Here is a 19,874-nt window from a genome sequence, read left to right as displayed (position 1 = left end):
ATAGGGAAATAAGAAACTATTTTCAGCCAAACAACCGTTCGCCAGGCAGTCGTTGTGTACAGGTTTTGGCCAGACATAGGTAAAATGACGTAAGTATTTATAAATCAACAAATTAAAGTCAAAAAACCCTTGACTATCCGTATGGTTTATGCTAACATAACCACTTGTAAAATAAAGAGATAAATCTATTTTACGGTTTGTTTTCATCACACATGATTGCATTAAACGAGGAGACAAGGGGAATATGGCATATATTATAGGGAACAGAGATCAAAACACACTTTTTCCACCGGTAATACAAGATTATGTAGGAAAAGAAGATCCTGTGAGGGCGTATGATGCATTTATAGAGAGCTTAGACCTTCAGGAAATGGGTTTTGAGATCAATGCGTATAAAGCCGGTGCGCATGAATATCATCCAAGGGCGCTCTTAAAATTAATCGTATATGGATATGCCTATGGGGAAAGGAGTTCCCGCAGACTGGAAAGGGCGTACTATCATAATCTATCCTTCATGTGGTTAGTATCCGGTATAAAACCTGATTACCGTACGATATCGAGATTTCGCAGAGAGAATAAAGAAGCGATAAAGCAGGTTTTAAATCAGAATGTAAAATTCTGTATAGAGATTGGATTGATAGCGGGAAACATCTTGTTTATAGACGGGAGTAAATTCAGGGCGAATGCCTCTATAAATAATACGTGGGATGAAAAGAAGTGCGGGAAATATTTAGAGATAGCGGAGAAAAATATAGAAAGGATAATGGAAGAAGCCGAACGGATAGACAAGGAAGAAGACAGTAAGGGGTCATTAGTGAAGCTAAAAGAAGAGCTTCAGAGCAATGAGAAATTGCAGGCGAAGGTAAAAGAGATATCGAAGAAACTCAAGGAGAGCGGTAAAGAGAAGATCAATACTACGGATAGTGATAGTGTCAATGGCAAGACAAGCAGACTGGGTCAAATGGACAATTTTATCCTATTTTACGACAGGCATTCTCCACTTTAATGGGAAAACAGCACTAAATATGGTCTAAAACAGGCATAATGCGAGGAGTTGCCCCCACTTTTGAGACAACAAAGTTCATTTGACCCAGTCTGAAGGCAGGGGAGTCATGCAATAATGAATTGCCAGGTAAGCACGGACAAGAAACACGGATTAATAGTAAACAGCGAAGCCGTTAGTCAGAACAACGATCTGAATCAACTCTCAGGGCAGGTGAAACAGTGTACAGAAACCTTGGGGAAGCCGCCGGCAGAGGTAGTGAGCGATGCGGGATATTTCAGTCTTAAAGATATAGAGAAAGTACCGGAAGATGTAAAGGTAATAATGCCGGGCAGAAGGCAGGCGCAAAAAGAGAACAAGAAAACGGAGTTAGAGCCGTTTGGTAAGGAAGAGTTTAGCTACGATAAGGAAAAGGATGTATATATTTGTCCTGAAGGAAAGATACTTGAGAAGAAAGGATTCGCATTTGGTTCTGAGGAGAAAGTAAGTTACAAGGCCGTAGGTAAAGAGTGTCGTGAATGCCGGCATTTTGGAAAATGCACTACCTGCAAAGATGGTAGGCGGGTAGTGCGAATGGTAAAACTAGAAGAACTTAAAGAGCGACTCGAAGAAATATACCACGAGGAAGAAAGCCAGAAGCTCTATAAATTGCGTAAAGAAAAGGTAGAATTACAATTTGGTCATATGAAACGGAATTTAGGAGCCGGTCAATTTTTATTGCGGGGCAGGGAAGGGGTTGATGCAGAACTATCAATTCTATCAACCTGTTTTAACATGGCGAGAATGATAACCATAATTGGTGTGCCAATGTTGATTGCAAAGTTCAATAGCATGTAAAACCAGAGGGATTAGACACCGGAATGCACTAATAAAGATATATTACGGGAATTTTTAGACCTGATACAAAATAAAGTGTAGAAAAAAATTATCTATACTTTTTAAGCCGAATATACACCATCGCTGCAACTTTTATTTGACTCAGTCTGTGGAGTTTGGGAACGAGTTACGTTCTGAGCTCCGGTAGTTTAATAAATTACGCTGAATAGTTACTATTAATGAAGAAATTATGCTTTTCTGGCCCCAATTAAGTATTTTAGTAATGGATAAATATAATCTGCAAGGAGAAAGGAATGAATCGTAGGACAGTAATCGTCGATGGTTGTACCGCATGCGCACATGTAGTACATGCTACAAACGAAATAATTACAATCTATCCAATAACCCCGTCTTCCCCAATTGCGGAGATTTGCGACGCTAAGTCAGCAAAAGGACAAGTAAACATATGGGGCACAGTTCCCAAAGTGAGTCAGATGCAGTCAGAAGCCGGTGTCGCAGGCGCTGTCCACGGGTCTTTAACGACAGGGGCATTAGCCACGACTAATTCTGCTTCCCAGGGGCTGTTACTTATTATACCGAATATGTATAAAATAGCAGGCGAATTAACGCCTACTGTTTTTCATATAACAGCTCGCTCGCTTGCATGCCAGGGGCTGTCGATATTTGGTGATCATTCTGACGTAATGGCTGCCCGTGCTACCGGATTCGCAATGTTGTGTTCCCAGAATGTTCAGGAAGCAATGGATTTTGCCCTTATATCACAGGCAGCGACTCTTGAGTCTAGGATTCCATTTATTCATTTCTTTGACGGTTTCAGAACCTCTCACGAGGTACAGAAGATTGAGGAACTAAGCTTTGATGATATGCGTGCGATGATAAATGACGATCTTGTTATTGCCCATCGCAAAAGAGGGCTTTCCCCGGATCATCCCGCTATCAGAGGCACATCACAGAATCCTGACGTGTATTTTCAAGGCAGGGAGACGGTGAATAAATACTACAACGCAACTCCCGCGATAGTGCAAAAAGTGATGGACAGATTTGCAGGTATTGTTGGTCGCCAATATAAACTATTTGATTATTATGGAGCGCCCGATGCGGAAAATATCATCGTCATTATGGGTTCAGGCGGTGAAACAGTTGCAAACACCATTAGCGCCCTTAATAAAAACGGTAAAAAACTTGGGCTTCTGCAGGTCAGGTTGTTCAGACCTTTTGATATTGATACGTTTGTAAAAACATTGCCGGTAAGCGTAAAAGCTATTGCGGTGCTTGACAGGACAAAGGAGCCTGGTGCGATTGGTGAACCACTCTATCTTGATGTGAGAACTGCGATAAGCGAGGCGATGGAAAAAGGCATTGCAAAATTCAGGGAGTATCCAAAGATAGTCGGCGGAAGATATGGACTTGGGTCAAAAGATTTTACCCCTGCAATGGTAAAGGCCGTATATGATAATATTTCAAAAGAGACCCCAAAGAATCACTTCACCATTGGTATTGATGACGATGTATGTAATACGAGCCTGGAATATGATGAAAACTTTAATAATGATGAAAGCAAGGTATTTCGGGCATTATTTTACGGATTAGGTTCTGACGGCACGGTAGGCGCCAATAAAAACACTATAAAAATTATTGGCGATGAAACGGATAATTATTCACAGGCATATTTTGTTTATGATTCGAAGAAAGCCGGCGCTACAACCGTATCACATCTGAGATTTGGGAAAGAAAAAATCAATAAACCCTATCTTATTTCAAAGGCGAATTTTATTGCCTGCCACAATCCCGCTTTCCCTGAAAAAATTGATATGTTATCCAATGCAGAAGAAGGCGCAACCTTTCTTCTCACAACTTCGCATACCAGGGATGACGCATGGGACTCACTGCCCGTTGAAGTCCAGGAACAACTCATTAAGAAAAAAATGAAGCTTTATATAATCGATGCCATTTCACTTGCCGAAGAAATTGGCCTTGGCGCAAGAATAAATATGATAATGCAAACAGCCTTTTTTGTTATATCGGGTATTATCCCAAAAGAAAAAGCAATAGAGTCTATTAAAAAAGAGATTAAAAAGACTTATATAAAGAAGGGCGAAGAAGTGGTGAAGTTGAATTATGAAGCAGTTGACCGGGCGCTGCAAAGTATTATCGAGGTGCCGATTCCTGATAAAGCCAAGAGCAAGGTAAGGATGATTAAGCCTGTACCGGATAATGCACCTGAATTTGTCAGGAATGTAACAGCAAAATTGCTTGCAAATAAAGGAGATTCATTGCCGGTATCGGCAATCCCGGATGACGGGACCTGGCCAACAGGAACTACGCAATATGAAAAAAGAAACATTGGCGTCCATATTCCTGAATGGGAACCTGACGCATGTATACAATGTGGTCAGTGTTCTTTTGTGTGTCCTCATGCTTCAATCAGAATTAAAGCATATGATCCTTCGTTGCTCAAAGATGCTCCTCGTGCTTTCAAATCCATAGATGCGACGGGAAAAGATCTTCAGGGGCTTAAATTTACGGTACAGGTTGCTCCTGAAGATTGTACCGGATGTGCATCTTGCGTGTTCAATTGCCCTGGTCAGAAAAAGGACTCTAACGGTAATAAGATACCAGGGGTTAAGGCGATTAATATGAAATTACAAGAACCTTTACGATGCATTGAAGCAGAAAATTATGATTTCTTTTTAAAGCTGCCGGAAACCGATACATCAAGGTTCAGTATTTCGAACGTAAAAGGCAGTCAATTTGTAAAGCCGCTCTTTGAATATAGCGGCGCCTGTGTTGGTTGCGGGGAGACCCCATATATTAAATTACTTACACAATTATTTGGCGACCGGTTATTGATAGCAAACGCAACTGGTTGCAGTTCTATTTATGGTGGGAACCTGCCAACTACTCCTTACACAAAGCGGGATGACGGAAGGGGGCCTGCATGGTCAAACTCATTATTTGAGGATACGGCGGAGTTTGGCCTTGGTATGCGGCAAGCGGTGGATAATTTCCACAAACAGGCAGTAGAACTTATTAATAAACTATCAGTAAAAGATACTTATGCTGGTTCTAAAGAACTATTTGATGCGCTAATTGATGCAGACCAATCGAATCAGAAATCAATTGAAGAACAAAGAGAGCGTGTTGAAAAACTTAAACAGTTGTTAAAAAATGATGGTTCTTCAGAAGCAAAACACCTGCTTTCTCTTGCAGATTATCTGGTGAAAAAATCTGTATGGTCTGTAGGTGGCGATGGCTGGGGATACGATATCGGCTATGGCGGCGTAGACCATGTTTTGGCGTCCGGGGAAAATATTAAACTGCTTATATTGGATACAGAAGTGTATTCAAATACGGGCGGGCAGATGTCAAAGGCGACCCCTTTAGGGGCAATTGCACAATTTGCTGCAGGCGGGAAACGGACTCCAAAGAAGAATATTGGCATGATTATGTCAAATTACGGCAATGTCTATATTGCCCAGGTAGCTTTTGGAGCGAATCAGGCACAAACGCTCAAGGCATTTATTGAAGCGGATGCATATAAAGGCCCTGCTTTAATCATAGCATATTCAACTTGCATTGCGCACGGTATGGATATGAGCAAGGGAATAGAGGCGCAAAAAAAGGCCGTTGCTTGTGGATATTGGCCCCTATATCGTTACAATCCTGACCTTGAAGCACAAGGCGAAAATCCTTTCGTAATCAACAGTAAGGATCCATCAATCCCATTTGAAGAATATGCTTACCGCGAAAATAGATATAAGGCCCTTAGGTCAGCCAATCCTGAGATGGCAAAAGAGTTGATGAAGCTTGCGGAAGCAGATATCCAAAGGAAATGGAAATTGTTAAAACATATGGCAGAATGGAAGCCGTAGAAATACATTAGGATGAACCCTCTGTTTTCACATACCAGAACATATTATGGATGGGGAAATACAATAAAATAAAAATCATAGGAATTGGCAATCTTCTCTTAATGGATGAAGGTATTGGAATCCATGCAGTAAATGAATTGTTGAAGCATAAATTACCGGAAAATATCGAAATATTTGACGGTGGTACCGGCGGGTTTAAACTTCTTGAACTTATGTATGAAGCAGGCAGGGTTATCTTTATAGATGCGGTTGATAATGGTAAGAAACCCGGTGCAATAATCAGCTTCAAAGGCAACGCCATTTATTCTTCTTATCGAAAAATCAGATATTCCTTACACGAAACTGACTTGTTGGAAGTGATTAAAATGGCAACACTTCTCGACAATCTCCCAGAGATAAGGATTATTGGAGTCCAGCCAAAAACTGTTAAATACGGAATGAAACTTTCCATGGAATTAAAAAATGCAATACCTGAAATAATAGAGAAGGTATTTAAGGAAATTGGTAGCTTTTCGGCATAGTCTATTAAACTACCGAAGCACAACTCGTTCCCAAACTCCCGAAACTATGTCAAATAAAATACCATTAAATAACTTTTCGATAGGCGAATCTGAATTATTTTTTATCGCAGGGCCTTGCATAATAGAAAGCGAAGAAAGCTGTTTTCGGTTAGCGGAAACGTTAAAGGACATTTTTCTTAAAAATAAGGCACCTTTCATATTTAAAGCTTCATATGACAAGGCAAACAGGACTTCCGTCCATTCGTACAGAGGCCCCGGCATTACAAAAGGGCTGGAAATATTACGTAAGATTAAAGAACGGTTGAAGATTCCAATCCTGTCCGACGTACATTGCACGGAAGAGATATCAATGGCGGCGGATGTGCTTGATATTATTCAAATCCCCGCTTTTTTGTGCAGGCAGACGGATTTAATCGTCGCTGCGGCAGATACCGGTAAACCTGTTAATATAAAAAAAGGGCAATTTTTATCGCCTTGGGATATGAAATCGGTTGTTGAAAAAATAAGAAGCACCGGAAACGGGCAGATTCTTCTCACAGAACGAGGCGCGTGTTTTGGATATAACAATTTGGTAAGCGATATGCGTTCCCTGATTATTATGAAAACGTTAAATTGTCCTGTTATCTTTGATGCAACCCACAGTACACAGCTTCCTGGAGGGCAGGGAAGCATGTCCGGCGGTGATAGAACTATGGTAGCGCCGCTTGCAAGAGCGGCTATCGCAACAGGTGGGTGTGACGGACTCTTCCTGGAAGTGCATGAGCATCCGGAACGGGCGCTTTCCGATGCCGCCACAATGCTGCCGTTGAATGATTTGCAGTTCCTTATAGAACAAACGAAGGATATTTACAACATTGTAAGAAAATCTGTAAAATTGTAATACTTTGCTATAAAAGATTGAAAATCGGTAAATTTGTTTTATAATCGCGACATAATTTTATTATGCAATAAGCCCGCGTAGCTCAATTGGCGGAGCACGTCATTCGTAATGATGAGGTTGTCGGTTCGACTCCGATCGCGGGCTCTTATTTTATAAGGGTTTTCAGGCCGTTGATACATTTCTGTTTACCCCCACTGTAGTCAACTTTCTCTAAAACCTCGATCCCACCCCTTAAACTTTCAGGACAATGATGTGCATAACGCTGGGTCATGGTGATGTTAAGATGCCCTGGCAGTTTTGATATTCTGTAAATATCAATGCCCCTTTGCGCTAACCTTGTCGCAAAGCAATGGCGTACATCGTGGAAATGAAAGTTTTGTATGCTGGCATTTTCCTTGGCAATATCAAACGCCCGGACAAGATTTCTACGGTTCATCTTGTGTTGATTCACCGTAAATGGGAATTTTCGAATTTAAAATAAACTACTAAAGCTGTAGCTTTACCCCAGACCCCCATGGTTTATTTTAGGTATAAGAGGAACTCTGGTTCGTCATTCTTTGGTTGTGAGCGAAATAGGATCGATTTGCCTCCTCTCTCGGAATGACGATCCGTCGTTCCTCGTCCGGCTATCCCTCGGCGGATTGCTCCCCAGCAGAGCCCGCCTCTGTTTTGTCGGACGGCACGATTCTATTCCTTCACCGCCTTTCTGTCAAACGATCTTTCGTTTAGCCGCCCGCCGTTGCCGCGCTTCACTTAATTTTCGGTCTCGTTCCAAAAAGATTTCTTTTTTACGTCCGAGCAATTTGTCCTGCGGGGCGATATAACCTATTGCGCTATGTAATCGTTTCGTGTTGTAATGCACAACAAATTCATCCACGATTCGCCGGGCATCTTGCAGGTTTACAGGGCAATAGGAGCGAATACTTCCTGCTTTATTGTCTTGTGCCATCTTTCTATTTTTCCGTTACTTTGAGGATAGAAAGGTGTTGTTTTAACATGTGCCGTCCCGCTTATCCGGAGATAGTCCTTGAAATCCTTTGCTATGAACTGTGGACCATTGTCAGAAATGATCCTTGGTTTGACATTTGGATACTTCTCTTTAGCCCGTTTCAGGATAATTTCCACCTCCGTTTCCTTCATTGTTTTCCGGATTTCCCAATGGACTATTTGTCTGCTATAACCGTCTAAAACGGCACGCATACTCTCTCTGCAGGATATGGGGAAGGTCTTGCCGTTCCCCATTTGCATGGGAGCAAGCCTTTGTCAATTTCTTGTATAAAATCGGGTAATGTGCTGCACATTATCCATTTTCTTATAGTTCACCTATAATTCCACATCCTTCTTCCCTACGCCTCTCTTCTTTGGTGTTCAATAGGGCTGATAAAATAAAAAGATCTTGTAATTTTCTTTGTTTTTATTAAACTGAACACCCGATAGAAAAAGGCAATTTCCTGTCATCTTTGGAGGAGAAACATCTAATGCCAACTTCAAAAATTGAAGAGCGGTTTATGCTTACAACAACCGATGACGAGATCTTCATAAATAACTTCTCCGAAGACGTCAAAATCGGTCTTGCCTCTGAGTCCAAATACCTTCCTTTTGTTTATTTCTATGATCATATCGGATCACAGTTGTTTGAGAAAATCTGTGAACTCCCGGAATACTACCCGACGCGCACAGAAACGAATATCCTTGAGACAAACGTGGATGATATTGTCTCTCGATTTCCGAAAGAGACTGCTCTTATAGAATTAGGAAGTGGGAGCTCAACAAAAACAAGAATTTTAATAGAGACCTTCCTTAAACATCAAAGTCTGGCTTATTATTCTCCTATAGATGTGTCTCGCCAAATGCTTGAGGAAAGTTCTTATTCTCTGCTCAAGGCATATCCGAATCTGGAAATAAATGCAATTGCCGCTCGATATAATGAAGGAATTCATCAATTAAATATCCAGGCAGCACAACGGAAACTCATTATATGGTTAGGGTCAAGTATTGGTAACCTTGGTAGGTCAGAGGTGACGACTCTTCTACGACATATACAGAAAATAATGCTCCCCAATGACAGGTTTCTGGTCGGCATAGATTTACAAAAAGATAAAACTATTATAGAAAATGCCTACAATGATTCACAGGGTATCACTGCTGAGTTCAACCTGAACCTCCTCACACACGTGAATAGAGAACTTGGAGGTAATTTTAATATCGAAAAATTTGATCATAAGGCAATTTACAATGAAAAAGTTGGACGAATTGAGATGTACCTGATCAGTAATATTGATCAGAAGGTCTTCATCCGTGACATTGAATTAGAGGTTTGTTTTAAGGCGAATGAAACTATCCACACGGAAAACTCATTCAAGTATTCACTCGACGATATTGATACGCTGGCAGAAAAGACAGGCCTTTATGTGGAACAGCAATGGTTTGACCCTGAACGGTTTTTCAGCCTGAACCTGTTTGCGCCGTCTATTGATTAATAGTAGTAAAAGGAATATTTATGGAATCAAGAAGCAGTATTAATGATAAACATGCAATTTGCGGAATCTGCCCGGCAGGCTGCTGGGTTACCGTTACCTACGATGAGAAGGGAATGATTGATAAAGTATGCCCTGATCGAAGCTCTCATCTGGGGATGATTTGCAAGCTCGGAGAACACTCTGCGGAAATTGTATATTCCAAAGATCGACTTCGCTACCCGATGCGGAGAAAGGGTCCAAAGGGGACATATGAGTTTGAGAGGATTTCCTGGGATAATGCTTATGATATTATCGTTGAAAACCTTAATAAAATTAAAGAAGAGTCAGGACCGGAGGCTACTGCTATTTATACCGGACGGGGAAGCTTTGAGCTTGCCATGTGTGACATCTTTCAGCCGAAGGGCGTGGCTGTTTCATCGGCATCAAGCGTTTTGTTTCCATTTGGTTCACCAAATACTCTTGGTGTGGGGGCTCTCTGTTACGTTTCATTTGCTATGATTGCTCCTCATACTACTATGGGGGGGATGCTGATTAATATGTTTTCGGATCTTGAAAATGCCCAGATGATAGTAGTCTGGGGGACAAATCCTGCTACCGATTGTCCGCCGTTTGATCTTAATAGAATTGTTAATGCACAGAAGCAAGGTGCGCAGATTGTCGTAATTGATCCACGAAGAACCATGACAGCAAAGCTTACCGATGCGGAGTGGATTCCAATACGCCCTGGTACTGATGGAGCCCTTGCTCTTGGTATGTGCAATGTTATCATAGAAGAGGAATTATATGACGAGGACTTTGTAAAAAATTGGTCAGTTGGTTTTGATGACCTTGCCAGATATGTTCAACACTTCGGGCCGGATGCCGTAGAAAGCATTACGGGTGTGCCGGCAGAGACAATTAAATCTCTTGCCAGGAGAATTGCAGAGGCAAACGGCGCTTCACCCATCATGTATAGCGGACTTGAGTATAGTGACAGTGGCGTTCAGGCAATACGCGCAACAATGGTTCTCTGGGCGCTTGCAGGACAGCTTGATGTGCCAGGTGGGCGTTGTTTTACCATGCACCAGAACAATTTCCCTATCAATCGTGAAGATCGCATTGCCAATCCTGATGTACGAAAAGCATTGGGCAGAGAACGCTTTCCTGTTTACAGTGCATACCGTGGTGAATCTCATGCAATTGCGTTACCGGAATCTGTACTTGAGGGAAGACCCTATCGTATCCGATCTCTCATCATTCTTGGAGGGTCAATCATTACCGCCTGGCCTCAACCTGCTGTCTGGCGTAAGACATTGAATAAACTTGATTTTCTTGTATCTGTCGATCGCCAATTAACGGCAGATGCCGCTTATGCAGATATTGTCCTTCCGGCAACTACCATGTATGAAATTGAATCATACATGACATATGGTCCAATCTTTCGAATCAGAGAGAAGGTTATTGAGCCTGTTGGAGAAGCTCGCAATGATTTCTTTATCCTGTCGGAACTGGCAAGGAGACTTGGATATGGACACCTTTATCCGAAGAATGAGGAAGAGCTCCTTAGGCATGTATTAAAGGGTTCAGGATTCGCACTGGAAGATGTTCAGCATGCAAAAGGAACGGTGCAGACGCCTACAGTAATGATGCAGTATAAGAAATGGGAAAAGGGATTATTGCGCACTGATGGTAAGCCCGGATTTGATACCCCAACAGGAAAATTTGAAATAGCTTCAACTATACTTGAGGAGCACGGTTATGATCCTTTACCCATCTACACAGAACCGGGAGAAGGCCCTCATTCACAGCCTGATCTTGCAGAGGAATTTCCACTTGTTTTCAATTCGGGGTCGCGAGTAACCACGGATTTCCGTTCTCAGCATCATGGTATATCCGGATTACTGAAAGAAAGACCCGAACCGACTGTAACGATTAATACCCTGGATGCGGAAGCCCGTAACATTAAGAGTGGAGATCTGGTAAATATTATGACAAAGCGCGGTACAGTTACGATGTGTGCGCTGGTTACTGATGATATTGTTCAGGGCGCCATTGATGCCAATATGGGTGGTGGAGGACCGGTTGGACCGGAGAAGTGGCAGAACTGCAATGTAAATGAATTAACAGATCTCCAGCGATATGATCCAATCTCAGGCTTCCCTGTATATAAAACCCTTCTGTGTGACGTGGCCAAGGCAACAGAAAGAGAGAAAATAGTTGAAGTAGATTCCGGTGAATACTGTGATACTGCTGGCATGGTAGAATCCAGTGTAAAGCCTCGGCACATTGAGAAGCGTATATATCTTGACCACAATGCCACCACTCCCCTTGACCCTGAAGTAAAGAAAATAATGCTGCAGTTTATAGAGAATGGTCACGGAAATCCTTCGAGCATCTATACCGAGGGAAAAGATGCTCGGTTTGCAGTTGAGGCGGCACGTCGGAGTGTGGCTCAGCTGCTCAATTGTACTGCAAGGCGTATAATATTTACCGGTGGTGGTTCCGAGGCCAATAACCTTGCTGTAAAGGGTGTGGCCTTTGCAAACTGGAATTCTAAAAACCATATTATTACAACCACCATAGAGCATCCTTCAGTTATCAATACATGCGAGTGGCTTGAAAGACATGGATTTATGGTAACATACCTTAAAATTGATAAAACCGGGAAGCTTAATCCGGAAGATTTGAAATCAGCAATCACAGAAAAAACATGCCTGATAAGTGTGATGATGGCGAACAATGAGACAGGTTCTATTAATCCTATAGCAGCTCTGGTCCGTATAGCGAAGGAACGCAACGTTCTATTTCATTCTGATTGTGTGCAGGCGGTTGGTAAGATCCCAATAGATGTGGAAGCTCTTGGCGTGGATTTGCTTACAATGTCAGGGCATAAATTATACGGTCCGAAGGGTGTTGGTGCTTTGTATATTAGTAAAGGAATTGTTCTGGAACCCTTAGTGAATGGAGGTAAACAGGAGAGTGGAATGCGTGCAGGGACAGAAAATGTGTTAGGAATTGTGGGGCTCGGTAAAGCCGCAGAACTGGCTGTACGGCGCATTCATGAAATGGATAGAATCAAGAGGATGCGAGACAGGTTGGAAGCAGGCATACGAGAGTTAATGGCCGAGGCAAAAATGAACGGAAATCCAGAGGCACTATTACCAAATACTTTAAACATGACTTTGCCTGGTATACGTGGAGAGTCGGTGGTTCTTGCTCTGGACCAGAAAGGTATAAGCCTTTCTTCAGGTTCTGCATGCCGTGCCGGATCACCTAAACCTTCACACGCTTTGCTGGCAATGGGACTTACAGAAGAAGAGGCGCATTGTGCACTGCGTTTCTCACTGGGATTTGGTAATATGATGGAAGAAATTGACCGCACCATTACTCTTCTTGGAGAAGTTATCAGAGACAAGAAAACCATGGTACGCTTTGTACCCTGCCGCTGAAGTACTGTTTTGAGGTGTGTACAAAATAGAAGTTTCTGTTTAGGGTTGAAGTGTTGAAAAAAGTAAAATAGTTTGTTGGTATAGACATGTCGTACATTACTTTGTTAAAAATTAAGTGACCAATTTCTTTTTAAGTGTTTGGATTTAAATTTAAAATAGTCATTGGCGAGTTTTTCGTTCTTTGATAAGGCGTTGGTAGAGGCAAATCCGAGTAAGGAATGGCCGCCTGTTTGATTTCGTTGAAGGTAGTAGGCTTCGTTTCTAGGATTTTCGTAAGATAAGCATTTTGTTTGATCCAATAGGTGAAAGTCCATGCAACAAGCCAAAGACTTTGTCGTGAGCTAAGTTGATTTTTAACAAAGTAATGGAAAAGTATAAAAAAGAACTCAAAGGGAAAAAAGAGTTTGCTGAGCAAATAAAAACGTTGGAAAAAGAAAATCGAAAAATATAGTAAAAAGCATTTATTTTTATAAAAATCTGTTTTTTTCTTGCATTTGAATTGTTTCTAGAGTATTAAATTCTGCATGAATCCATTTCTCAGTGAAAAAACCCGAATAGAATTTAAAAAAGCACATAAGAAAGAGCCTCATAGACGTCATGCCGACCGAATCAAAGCTATACTTCTTCTTGATTCAGGATGGAGTTATGAAGAAGTAGCAGAAGCGCTCTTGTTAGACGATCAAACAATCAGGAATTACGAAAAACTATACAAAGATAAAGGTTTCGACGGGCTTTTATCTGACAATTATGTTGGCTGTATGCCAAAACTCACTTGCGAACAAGAAGAACAATTAAAAGATCATATCAGGAAAAACAACTATAGCGCGGCAAAAGAAATTGTTGAATATGTAAAACAGACATTCAATAAGACCTATACACCCGAAGGAATGGTACATACCCTCGATAGATTAGGCTTTACTTACAAGAAAACCACAATAGTTCCAGGCAAAGCAAACCCTGAAAAACAAAAAGAATTTATCGAAAACTACAAACAACTCAAAGAAGAGAAAGCCCCTGGAGATATAGTCAAACAAATAAGGTTTTCGAAAAATTTACACACCCCCGGCCCCTCTTTTTAGGGGGGAGATAAGAAGTCCCCTCTATCAAGAGGGGATTTAGGGGTGTGTTTGATAATATGCCTAGTCAAATAAATCTGTTTTTTAGAAAGCCATTTTATCGCCAAATCTCTAAAATCATATTTGTTTGGCTATAAGATACTTTTTATGGATGGAGTTCATCCACAGCACAATTCTACGTCTGCATATTGCTGGATAGAGAAAGGCAAAAAGAAGGAAATACCCTCTAATACCGGCAGGAAAAGAATAAATTTAAACGGTGCTATTGACATAGAAACCTTTGAAGTAACAATCCGGGAAGATGAAAGCATCAATGCTCAATCAACAATAAAGCTTTTCCATGAAATAGAGTCAAGGTATGCTCAAGCCGGTACTATTTACATAATCTCTGATAATGCTAAATATTACAGGTCTAAGTTGGTCAAAGAATACCTTGCAAATTCGAGAATAAAGATCAAATTTCTCCCTTCCTATTCACCCAATTTAAATCTCATTGAAAGATTATGGAAATTCTTTCGCAAAAAAATATTGTATAACAAGTATTATGATACTTAGTGTCTGAACGAAAACGCTGTAAGCCTTGAAATACGTGGTAAAGGAGGTTGAAAGTATCTGCATGAAGGGTTGAAAGTATAGTGAGTAGATGTTAAACTTAGGGCGTAGAATAAGGGAAGCGAGGGTACCAAGGGGTGAAAAGAGACAAACATTCGCCCAAAACATCAGAAAAACAGAGTCATCAAAAGGAGAACTGCCACGCCATGAGAAAAAGATTCGAGCCGCAAAGGAGACTTGGAAGCACACCAATATCAGAGGTAGAAATTCCCGAAAAGAGCAGGGATGAGTTAGCGCCGATTTTGAGGGCATTACAATACATATTTGTTACAGAGGAATTACGAGAGGAAGTATTCAGGGTATTGGAAGCAAAGGTAAAGGGTGGGAAGAAAGAGACAGGGCGTAATGGTATGGAGTTATGGCAGATAATGGTAATAGGAGTGGTGAGATTGGGATTAGATGCGGATTATGACAGGTTGGAAGATATGGTGAATCACCATAGTCTGATTCGTCAGATAATGGGAGTAGATACCGTATTTGGGAGGGGTAAGAAGTATTCGCTGCAAAGCATCAAGGATAACGTAAGATTGCTCGATGAGGAGACGTTGGGGAAGATTAATGATGTGGTGGTAAAGGCAGGCCAGAGGCTGGCAAAGAACGGACGGGAGGAGAAGCTCCGCATAAAGACGGATACGTATGTGGTGGAGACAAACGTACATTTTCCTACGGACATGAATTTGCTGTGGGATGCGGGTAGGAAGTGCCTTGATGGGATAGAGGCATTTATAGAGGGAGGGGTATTGAACGGGAAAGGATGGAGAAAGGTAAAGAATTGGAGGAAAGAGCTAAAGAGTCTGATGAGGAGTAGTTCGAAAGCGGCAAGTGGTGGTGGAAACAAGAAAGAGGAGGCGGTTAAGAAGCAAGTAAAAGAGTATCTTGGATTAGCAAAGAGATTAAGTGAGAAGATAGGTGCGAGCATAATAGCGGTGTACGAAAAAATATTAACAATGGGTGCGGAAGAAATGCAGAAAGAGGCATTGGAGTCGATGGAATATTTTTATCAGATGCTGGAGAAGCACAGAGATTTGGTAGAGAGGAGAATTATCAAGGAAGAGCAAATACCGGTAGGGGAAAAGGTATATTCACTGTTTGAACCACACACAGAATGGTTGAGTAAAGGGAAGGCGAATAAGAGGGTGGAATTAGGCCACAATCTGGTGATAGCAAGTGACCAATGGGGGTTTATCGGATATCACCAAGTAGTGGAAAAAGAAGCAGATGTGGCGTTAATTCTGCCGTTAGCAGACAAGCTATTAAATTTGTTTGGTGAAGAAGAGATAGAAAGTATAAGTGCAGACAAGGGTTTTTACAAGAAGGAATACAAGGAACTGATAAGTCTTTATATACCGAAAGTGATCATACCGAAGAAAGGAAAAAGGAATAAGGCGGAGACAGAAGAAGAATCGGAGAGTACATTTAAAAAACTCAGGCACAAGCACTCAGCGGTGGAGTCAGATATTAACCGGTTAGAACATCATGGGCTGGACAGATGCTTAGACAAAGGGATAGAAGGATTTAAAAGATACTGCGCATTAGGAGTGCTGGCGGCAAATTTGCACACGATGGGGAGTATATTGCAGAAGAAAGTCCGGGAAGAAAAAGAAACAGTACGTAAGGCAGCGTAAAAACACTCTCGAATAAAAATCCATGAGGGATAGTATGTCCGGAGAACATGAAAAGATGGTAAAAACGAGGGAAATGAATAAAACAACCGTATCATAGATTAAAGCGTAGAAGAAAAAGTTGAAAAAGGGGCAATTTAAAAAAATTTAAATTTGCTCAGAGAAAGAATCTTGCATAAAAAAGATAGTTTTCGTTCAGACACTACTTATGAGAAGTTTAAAAACAAATGTTTAAGTTTTTTCAAAAATATTAACGAGTATACAGATGAATTGTCTACTCTTTTAACTGAAAATTTTCAAATTATTGGCGAGCAAATTTCGAAAATCTGATTTGTTTGACTATATTATACCACAGGTTTTTTCACCCTTTTCTTTCGCTCTATAACACACCACAAAGGCTCGAAATTCTATCACTGAACAGACCCCACACACGTCTCTATGCACGGCATCTTGCTGCCTGTTTTTAACGCATTTACAAACATATACATACACTACCAGGTAAATTGCTTGTTTATAACATTTCTGCTGTCAAGTAAATTCTAAATTATTTTCGCGGAATAGTTACGCCAGGAGAGTATATATAATTTGATTTTGGTTATATAAAGGCGTGTTACAAGGGTAAAGAGGTAGAATTGTGTCTGCATTGTTATCAATTAATCTACTCAAACGATATTTTTGTATATGTGTCTGAGAGTGAACGACAGGAAGCGTTGTTTTATTCTCACAAATTGGCCTTTGAATATTTTGATGGTATAGCACAAAAGGTACGGTATGACAATTTAAGCCAGGCGGTGAAGCGGATCCTGAGGGGGAAGTTACGAGAGGAGTCTGATCATTTTCGAACATTTCGTGAGCTATATGGGTTTGAAGCAGAATTTTGTGAAAGAGGCAAGGGGTGGCAAAAGAGAGATGTCGAGGGTCTGGTAGGGTACGTCAGGAGGAATTGTTTTTCTCCAGTGCCAACGATACGTGATTTAGAAGAATGTAATCGGGAATTATCTGAGTGGTGTAAAAGTCTTCGGGCAAAGCGTAAGGTATATGGGACAGGGGAGCTTGTTGGTGAGCGTTACGAAGAAGAGAGAAGGTGTTTTCGTGCATTGCCGTTGAAGGAGATAGATGTCGGTATACATGCGATCGCGAAAGCCAATCACTATTCTCTGATATCAGTGGAAGGAGCATTTTATTCTGTGCCAACCAGATATGCGTACCATCAAGTGGATATAGTCATAACGATAAAGGAGGTAATAGCCAGTTACAAGGGAGAAGAGATTGCCCGCCATCAAAGGACAGATCAGAAGGGCAGGCAAATATTCGACCCACTGCATTATCTTTCGGTATATACGGAGAAGCCGTATACTGCAATCAATAGCAAGCCGATTCGTCAATTGCCGGCAATATTCAGGAAGTTTTTTGAGTGTGCATATCATAAGGGATATGGAACTGCCAGGGAATGTATAAAGGTGTTGGAATTATTGAGGAGCTATTCGGTAGAAGAGTTAGGAATTGCAATAGAAATGGCCATGTCGTATGAGCAGTATGATGTGGAAGGAGTCAAACAGGTATTAATTCAATTAAGACATAGTAGTCCTTGGCGCGGCCTTTGGCCGCAACCAAATTCAAAATACGAATATCGAAATACGAAACAAATTCAAATGACAAAAAACCCAATGCTCCAAACTTTACGTAATCCTCATCTAATCAATGCCTTACGGTTATGCATTTTGAAAAACGAGCATAAAAAACAAGAAGTTGATGGATAGTAGTACGTAGTGAGCGGCTGGATGTGTCTGAGAGCTCCCGTCTCGATGTGCACGTGCCTCATGTAGCATTAAATCGTTATAATTCTTTGATGCAATTGGGGAGGGAGTGCGAATGAATCATGCAATATTGGAACTGAATTTAAAACAATTAAAGCTTCCCATGTTTTCGAAGCATCATAAATCATTTGCTGAGTATGCGACACGAAACAACCAGCCGTATGAAGAGTATTTGAGAGCGTTAAGCGAAGAGGAGATTGTAAACCGGGACCAGAATCGGGTGAAGAATTTAATAAAACAAGCACAATTTTCCATTCATCAAAACGCTTGTTGATTTTGCATTTGAAGAGATTCCTGGTTTAAACGCCAAAGAGGTATTTCGACTGAGTGAATGTGGTTATATAGAAAGATCAGAAAATATTTGTTTTATAGGTCAGACAGGAACGGGAAAGACACACTTGTCGATAGCGTTGGGAGTTGAGGCTTGCAAGAAGAAAAAAACCGTATTGTTTTTTACTGCCGCGAAGCTGGTGAATATGTTGTTGGAAGCCAGATCGGAGCAGCAATTGTCTCGACTACAGAAAAGACTCATCAAGGCCGAATTGGTAATATTGGATGAATTAGGGTATTTACCCTTGTCTAAAGAAGGATCAGAGTTGTTGTTTCAGTTTTTTGCAGATCGCTACGAAAATGGAGCGACCATTATTAGTTCCAACCTGGAATTTGCTGATTGGACGAAATTTATGAATGATCCCACAATGACGTCGGCACTTTTAGACCGGAATAACACATCATAGCCATATTCTTACGTTCAATGGAGAAAGCTATCGATTTAAACAGAGTATGAAGAATAAAAAAGGGAAGGAGGTGTAAGAGGGAAAAACATCTTTTGTTTTATCGGTGAATTGGAGATTGCAAAATTGAGGCTTCTGTGATGCAACTCCAGTCACCCTACGGGTTCCTTCCGTTGCATCACAGAAGCCTGTAGTCGACAATATCATATTGTGATAATAAATTTTTTTTGTCCAGAGTGGTACTATACTGTAAGGGTTCACAAATAGAGATTTCTAAATTAGATTTAACTTTTGTTGATATAAATAGTTATAGCATTTCTGAAATCACATTTTGTGAACTTCTTGAGTATATTTTACTTTGCCATCTGGTACACTTTTCTATTGCCATAACGACCCAGTGTTTCCGTTGTAAAAAAAACTTTAATACCATCGACATCGTCATGGTAGATTCCAACTCCTCTTTCCCAGATGCTGTCAATCTGCTAAAATCTGTTTTACCTCAATATATTAATTCCACTTAATCTGAGAATTCCAGGTTCATTTATTGTGGGGCTTAGCAGTTATGACGTCGTCTTGCTCTCCATGTCCCACGGGAGACATGGCAGGAGTTTGCCGCACTGCTACTATCCAGATGCACCTGGCCGAACAACTGGCTGCAGCTGACGCCTTACAGCGTCCGCTCATGCCTTGCTCCCGCTTCCAGGCAAAGAACTGGGAAATCGAGTGTTTTCGGGAGCATTCCCGATTTTTTGTAACCCGTCGTTTTAGTAGGATGAAAAGAGAATATCGTACAGCAGAACAAGGAATTTCGAATTACGAAGTTTTCTTGCCCTTCGACATTCATAATTCCTTGTTTGATATTCGTTTTTCCCGTATCAGGAAGTGCAAACAAATTATGTATAATCTGCCTTCCAACGCGCTCAAATATACCCCTGAATACGGTACCGTTGATGTTATTATCTCTAAAGAATGGTAATCATCCATACGAATAG

General features: G+C 41.1%; 17 protein-coding genes and 1 tRNA gene. 15 read left to right on the top strand and 3 right to left on the bottom strand.

Going from position 1 to position 19,874, the window contains the following annotated elements; genetic code table 11:
- The first annotated feature begins 244 nt into the window (after positions 1-244).
- The 6 genes from KSMBR1_RS01235 (at position 245) to KSMBR1_RS01210 (ending at position 7,257) form a co-directional block, all read left to right on the top strand.
- Entirely contained in the window at positions 245-1,006 is a 762-nt protein-coding gene (locus tag KSMBR1_RS01235) for a transposase (RefSeq protein WP_099323689.1), read from the top strand.
- Between the two features lie 114 nt (positions 1,007-1,120).
- Complete coding sequence (locus KSMBR1_RS01230; protein ID WP_099323688.1) at positions 1,121-1,840, top strand: transposase; 720 nt, start codon at positions 1,121-1,123, stop codon at positions 1,838-1,840.
- Between the two features lie 293 nt (positions 1,841-2,133).
- Positions 2,134-5,712, top strand: a complete 3,579-nt coding sequence (nifJ, locus tag KSMBR1_RS01225; protein WP_099323687.1) for a pyruvate:ferredoxin (flavodoxin) oxidoreductase — start codon at positions 2,134-2,136, stop codon at positions 5,710-5,712.
- A 50-nt stretch (positions 5,713-5,762) separates the two neighbouring features.
- The gene (locus tag KSMBR1_RS01220; protein WP_099323686.1) at positions 5,763-6,233 is read left to right on the top strand and encodes a HyaD/HybD family hydrogenase maturation endopeptidase; all 471 of its coding nucleotides are present in this window, start codon (positions 5,763-5,765) and stop codon (positions 6,231-6,233) included.
- A 46-nt stretch (positions 6,234-6,279) separates the two neighbouring features.
- On the top strand, positions 6,280-7,113 hold the full coding sequence (kdsA, locus tag KSMBR1_RS01215) for a 3-deoxy-8-phosphooctulonate synthase (RefSeq protein WP_099323685.1): 834 nt from the start codon (positions 6,280-6,282) through the stop codon (positions 7,111-7,113).
- 71 nt (positions 7,114-7,184) lie between these two features.
- Positions 7,185-7,257, top strand: a tRNA-Thr gene (locus KSMBR1_RS01210).
- A 1-nt stretch (position 7,258) separates the two neighbouring features.
- On the opposite strand, the gene KSMBR1_RS01205 is transcribed toward KSMBR1_RS01210, so the two are convergent.
- The 3 genes from KSMBR1_RS01205 to KSMBR1_RS01195 form a co-directional block, all read right to left on the bottom strand.
- On the bottom strand, positions 7,259-7,549 hold the full coding sequence (locus tag KSMBR1_RS01205) for a tyrosine-type recombinase/integrase (protein ID WP_099323684.1): 291 nt from the start codon (positions 7,547-7,549) through the stop codon (positions 7,259-7,261).
- A 273-nt stretch (positions 7,550-7,822) separates the two neighbouring features.
- Positions 7,823-7,990 carry a transposase gene (locus KSMBR1_RS01200; RefSeq protein WP_164995102.1) on the bottom strand — a complete coding sequence of 56 codons (168 nt, stop codon included), beginning with the start codon at positions 7,988-7,990 and terminating at the stop codon, positions 7,823-7,825.
- A 23-nt stretch (positions 7,991-8,013) separates the two neighbouring features.
- On the bottom strand, positions 8,014-8,313 hold the full coding sequence (locus tag KSMBR1_RS01195) for a DDE-type integrase/transposase/recombinase (protein WP_157775636.1): 300 nt from the start codon (positions 8,311-8,313) through the stop codon (positions 8,014-8,016).
- 278 nt (positions 8,314-8,591) lie between these two features.
- Here KSMBR1_RS01195 and egtD point away from each other — a divergent pair, with 278 nt between their 5' ends.
- From egtD to KSMBR1_RS01150, 9 genes are all read left to right on the top strand, one after another.
- Positions 8,592-9,593, top strand: a complete 1,002-nt coding sequence (gene egtD, locus KSMBR1_RS01190) for an L-histidine N(alpha)-methyltransferase (RefSeq protein ID WP_099323681.1) — start codon at positions 8,592-8,594, stop codon at positions 9,591-9,593.
- A 20-nt stretch (positions 9,594-9,613) separates the two neighbouring features.
- On the top strand, positions 9,614-13,021 hold the full coding sequence (locus tag KSMBR1_RS01185) for an IscS subfamily cysteine desulfurase (RefSeq protein ID WP_099323680.1): 3,408 nt from the start codon (positions 9,614-9,616) through the stop codon (positions 13,019-13,021).
- A gap of 524 nt (positions 13,022-13,545) precedes the next feature.
- Positions 13,546-14,100: a helix-turn-helix domain-containing protein gene (locus KSMBR1_RS01180; protein ID WP_099323679.1), complete on the top strand. Its 555-nt coding sequence runs from the start codon at positions 13,546-13,548 to the stop codon at positions 14,098-14,100.
- A 144-nt stretch (positions 14,101-14,244) separates the two neighbouring features.
- Positions 14,245-14,652, top strand: coding sequence for an IS630 family transposase (locus KSMBR1_RS01175; RefSeq protein WP_099323678.1), 408 nt, complete (start codon positions 14,245-14,247; stop codon positions 14,650-14,652).
- 203 nt (positions 14,653-14,855) lie between these two features.
- The gene (locus tag KSMBR1_RS01170) at positions 14,856-16,334 is read left to right on the top strand and encodes an ISNCY-like element ISCku10 family transposase (protein WP_099323677.1); all 1,479 of its coding nucleotides are present in this window, start codon (positions 14,856-14,858) and stop codon (positions 16,332-16,334) included.
- Between the two features lie 629 nt (positions 16,335-16,963).
- Entirely contained in the window at positions 16,964-18,091 is a 1,128-nt protein-coding gene (locus KSMBR1_RS01165; protein ID WP_157775633.1) for a Mu transposase domain-containing protein, read from the top strand.
- Between the two features lie 112 nt (positions 18,092-18,203).
- The gene (locus tag KSMBR1_RS22270; protein ID WP_099323675.1) at positions 18,204-18,422 is read left to right on the top strand and encodes a P-loop NTPase family protein; all 219 of its coding nucleotides are present in this window, start codon (positions 18,204-18,206) and stop codon (positions 18,420-18,422) included.
- Positions 18,406-18,885, top strand: coding sequence for an ATP-binding protein (locus KSMBR1_RS22265; RefSeq protein WP_164995745.1), 480 nt, complete (start codon positions 18,406-18,408; stop codon positions 18,883-18,885). The genes KSMBR1_RS22270 and KSMBR1_RS22265 overlap by 17 nt, the downstream gene beginning before the upstream one ends.
- Before the next feature lie 595 nt (positions 18,886-19,480).
- Positions 19,481-19,858 carry a hypothetical protein gene (locus tag KSMBR1_RS01150; RefSeq protein WP_157775630.1) on the top strand — a complete coding sequence of 126 codons (378 nt, stop codon included), beginning with the start codon at positions 19,481-19,483 and terminating at the stop codon, positions 19,856-19,858.
- The last annotated feature ends 16 nt before the right edge of the window (positions 19,859-19,874 follow it).

The organism is Candidatus Kuenenia stuttgartiensis (genome assembly GCF_900232105.1).
In the GTDB taxonomy this organism is placed as follows: domain Bacteria; phylum Planctomycetota; class Brocadiia; order Brocadiales; family Brocadiaceae; genus Kuenenia; species Kuenenia stuttgartiensis_A.
The sequence above is the reverse complement of the archived record's forward strand: the minus strand, read 5'-3'. Positions and strand labels throughout refer to the sequence as shown.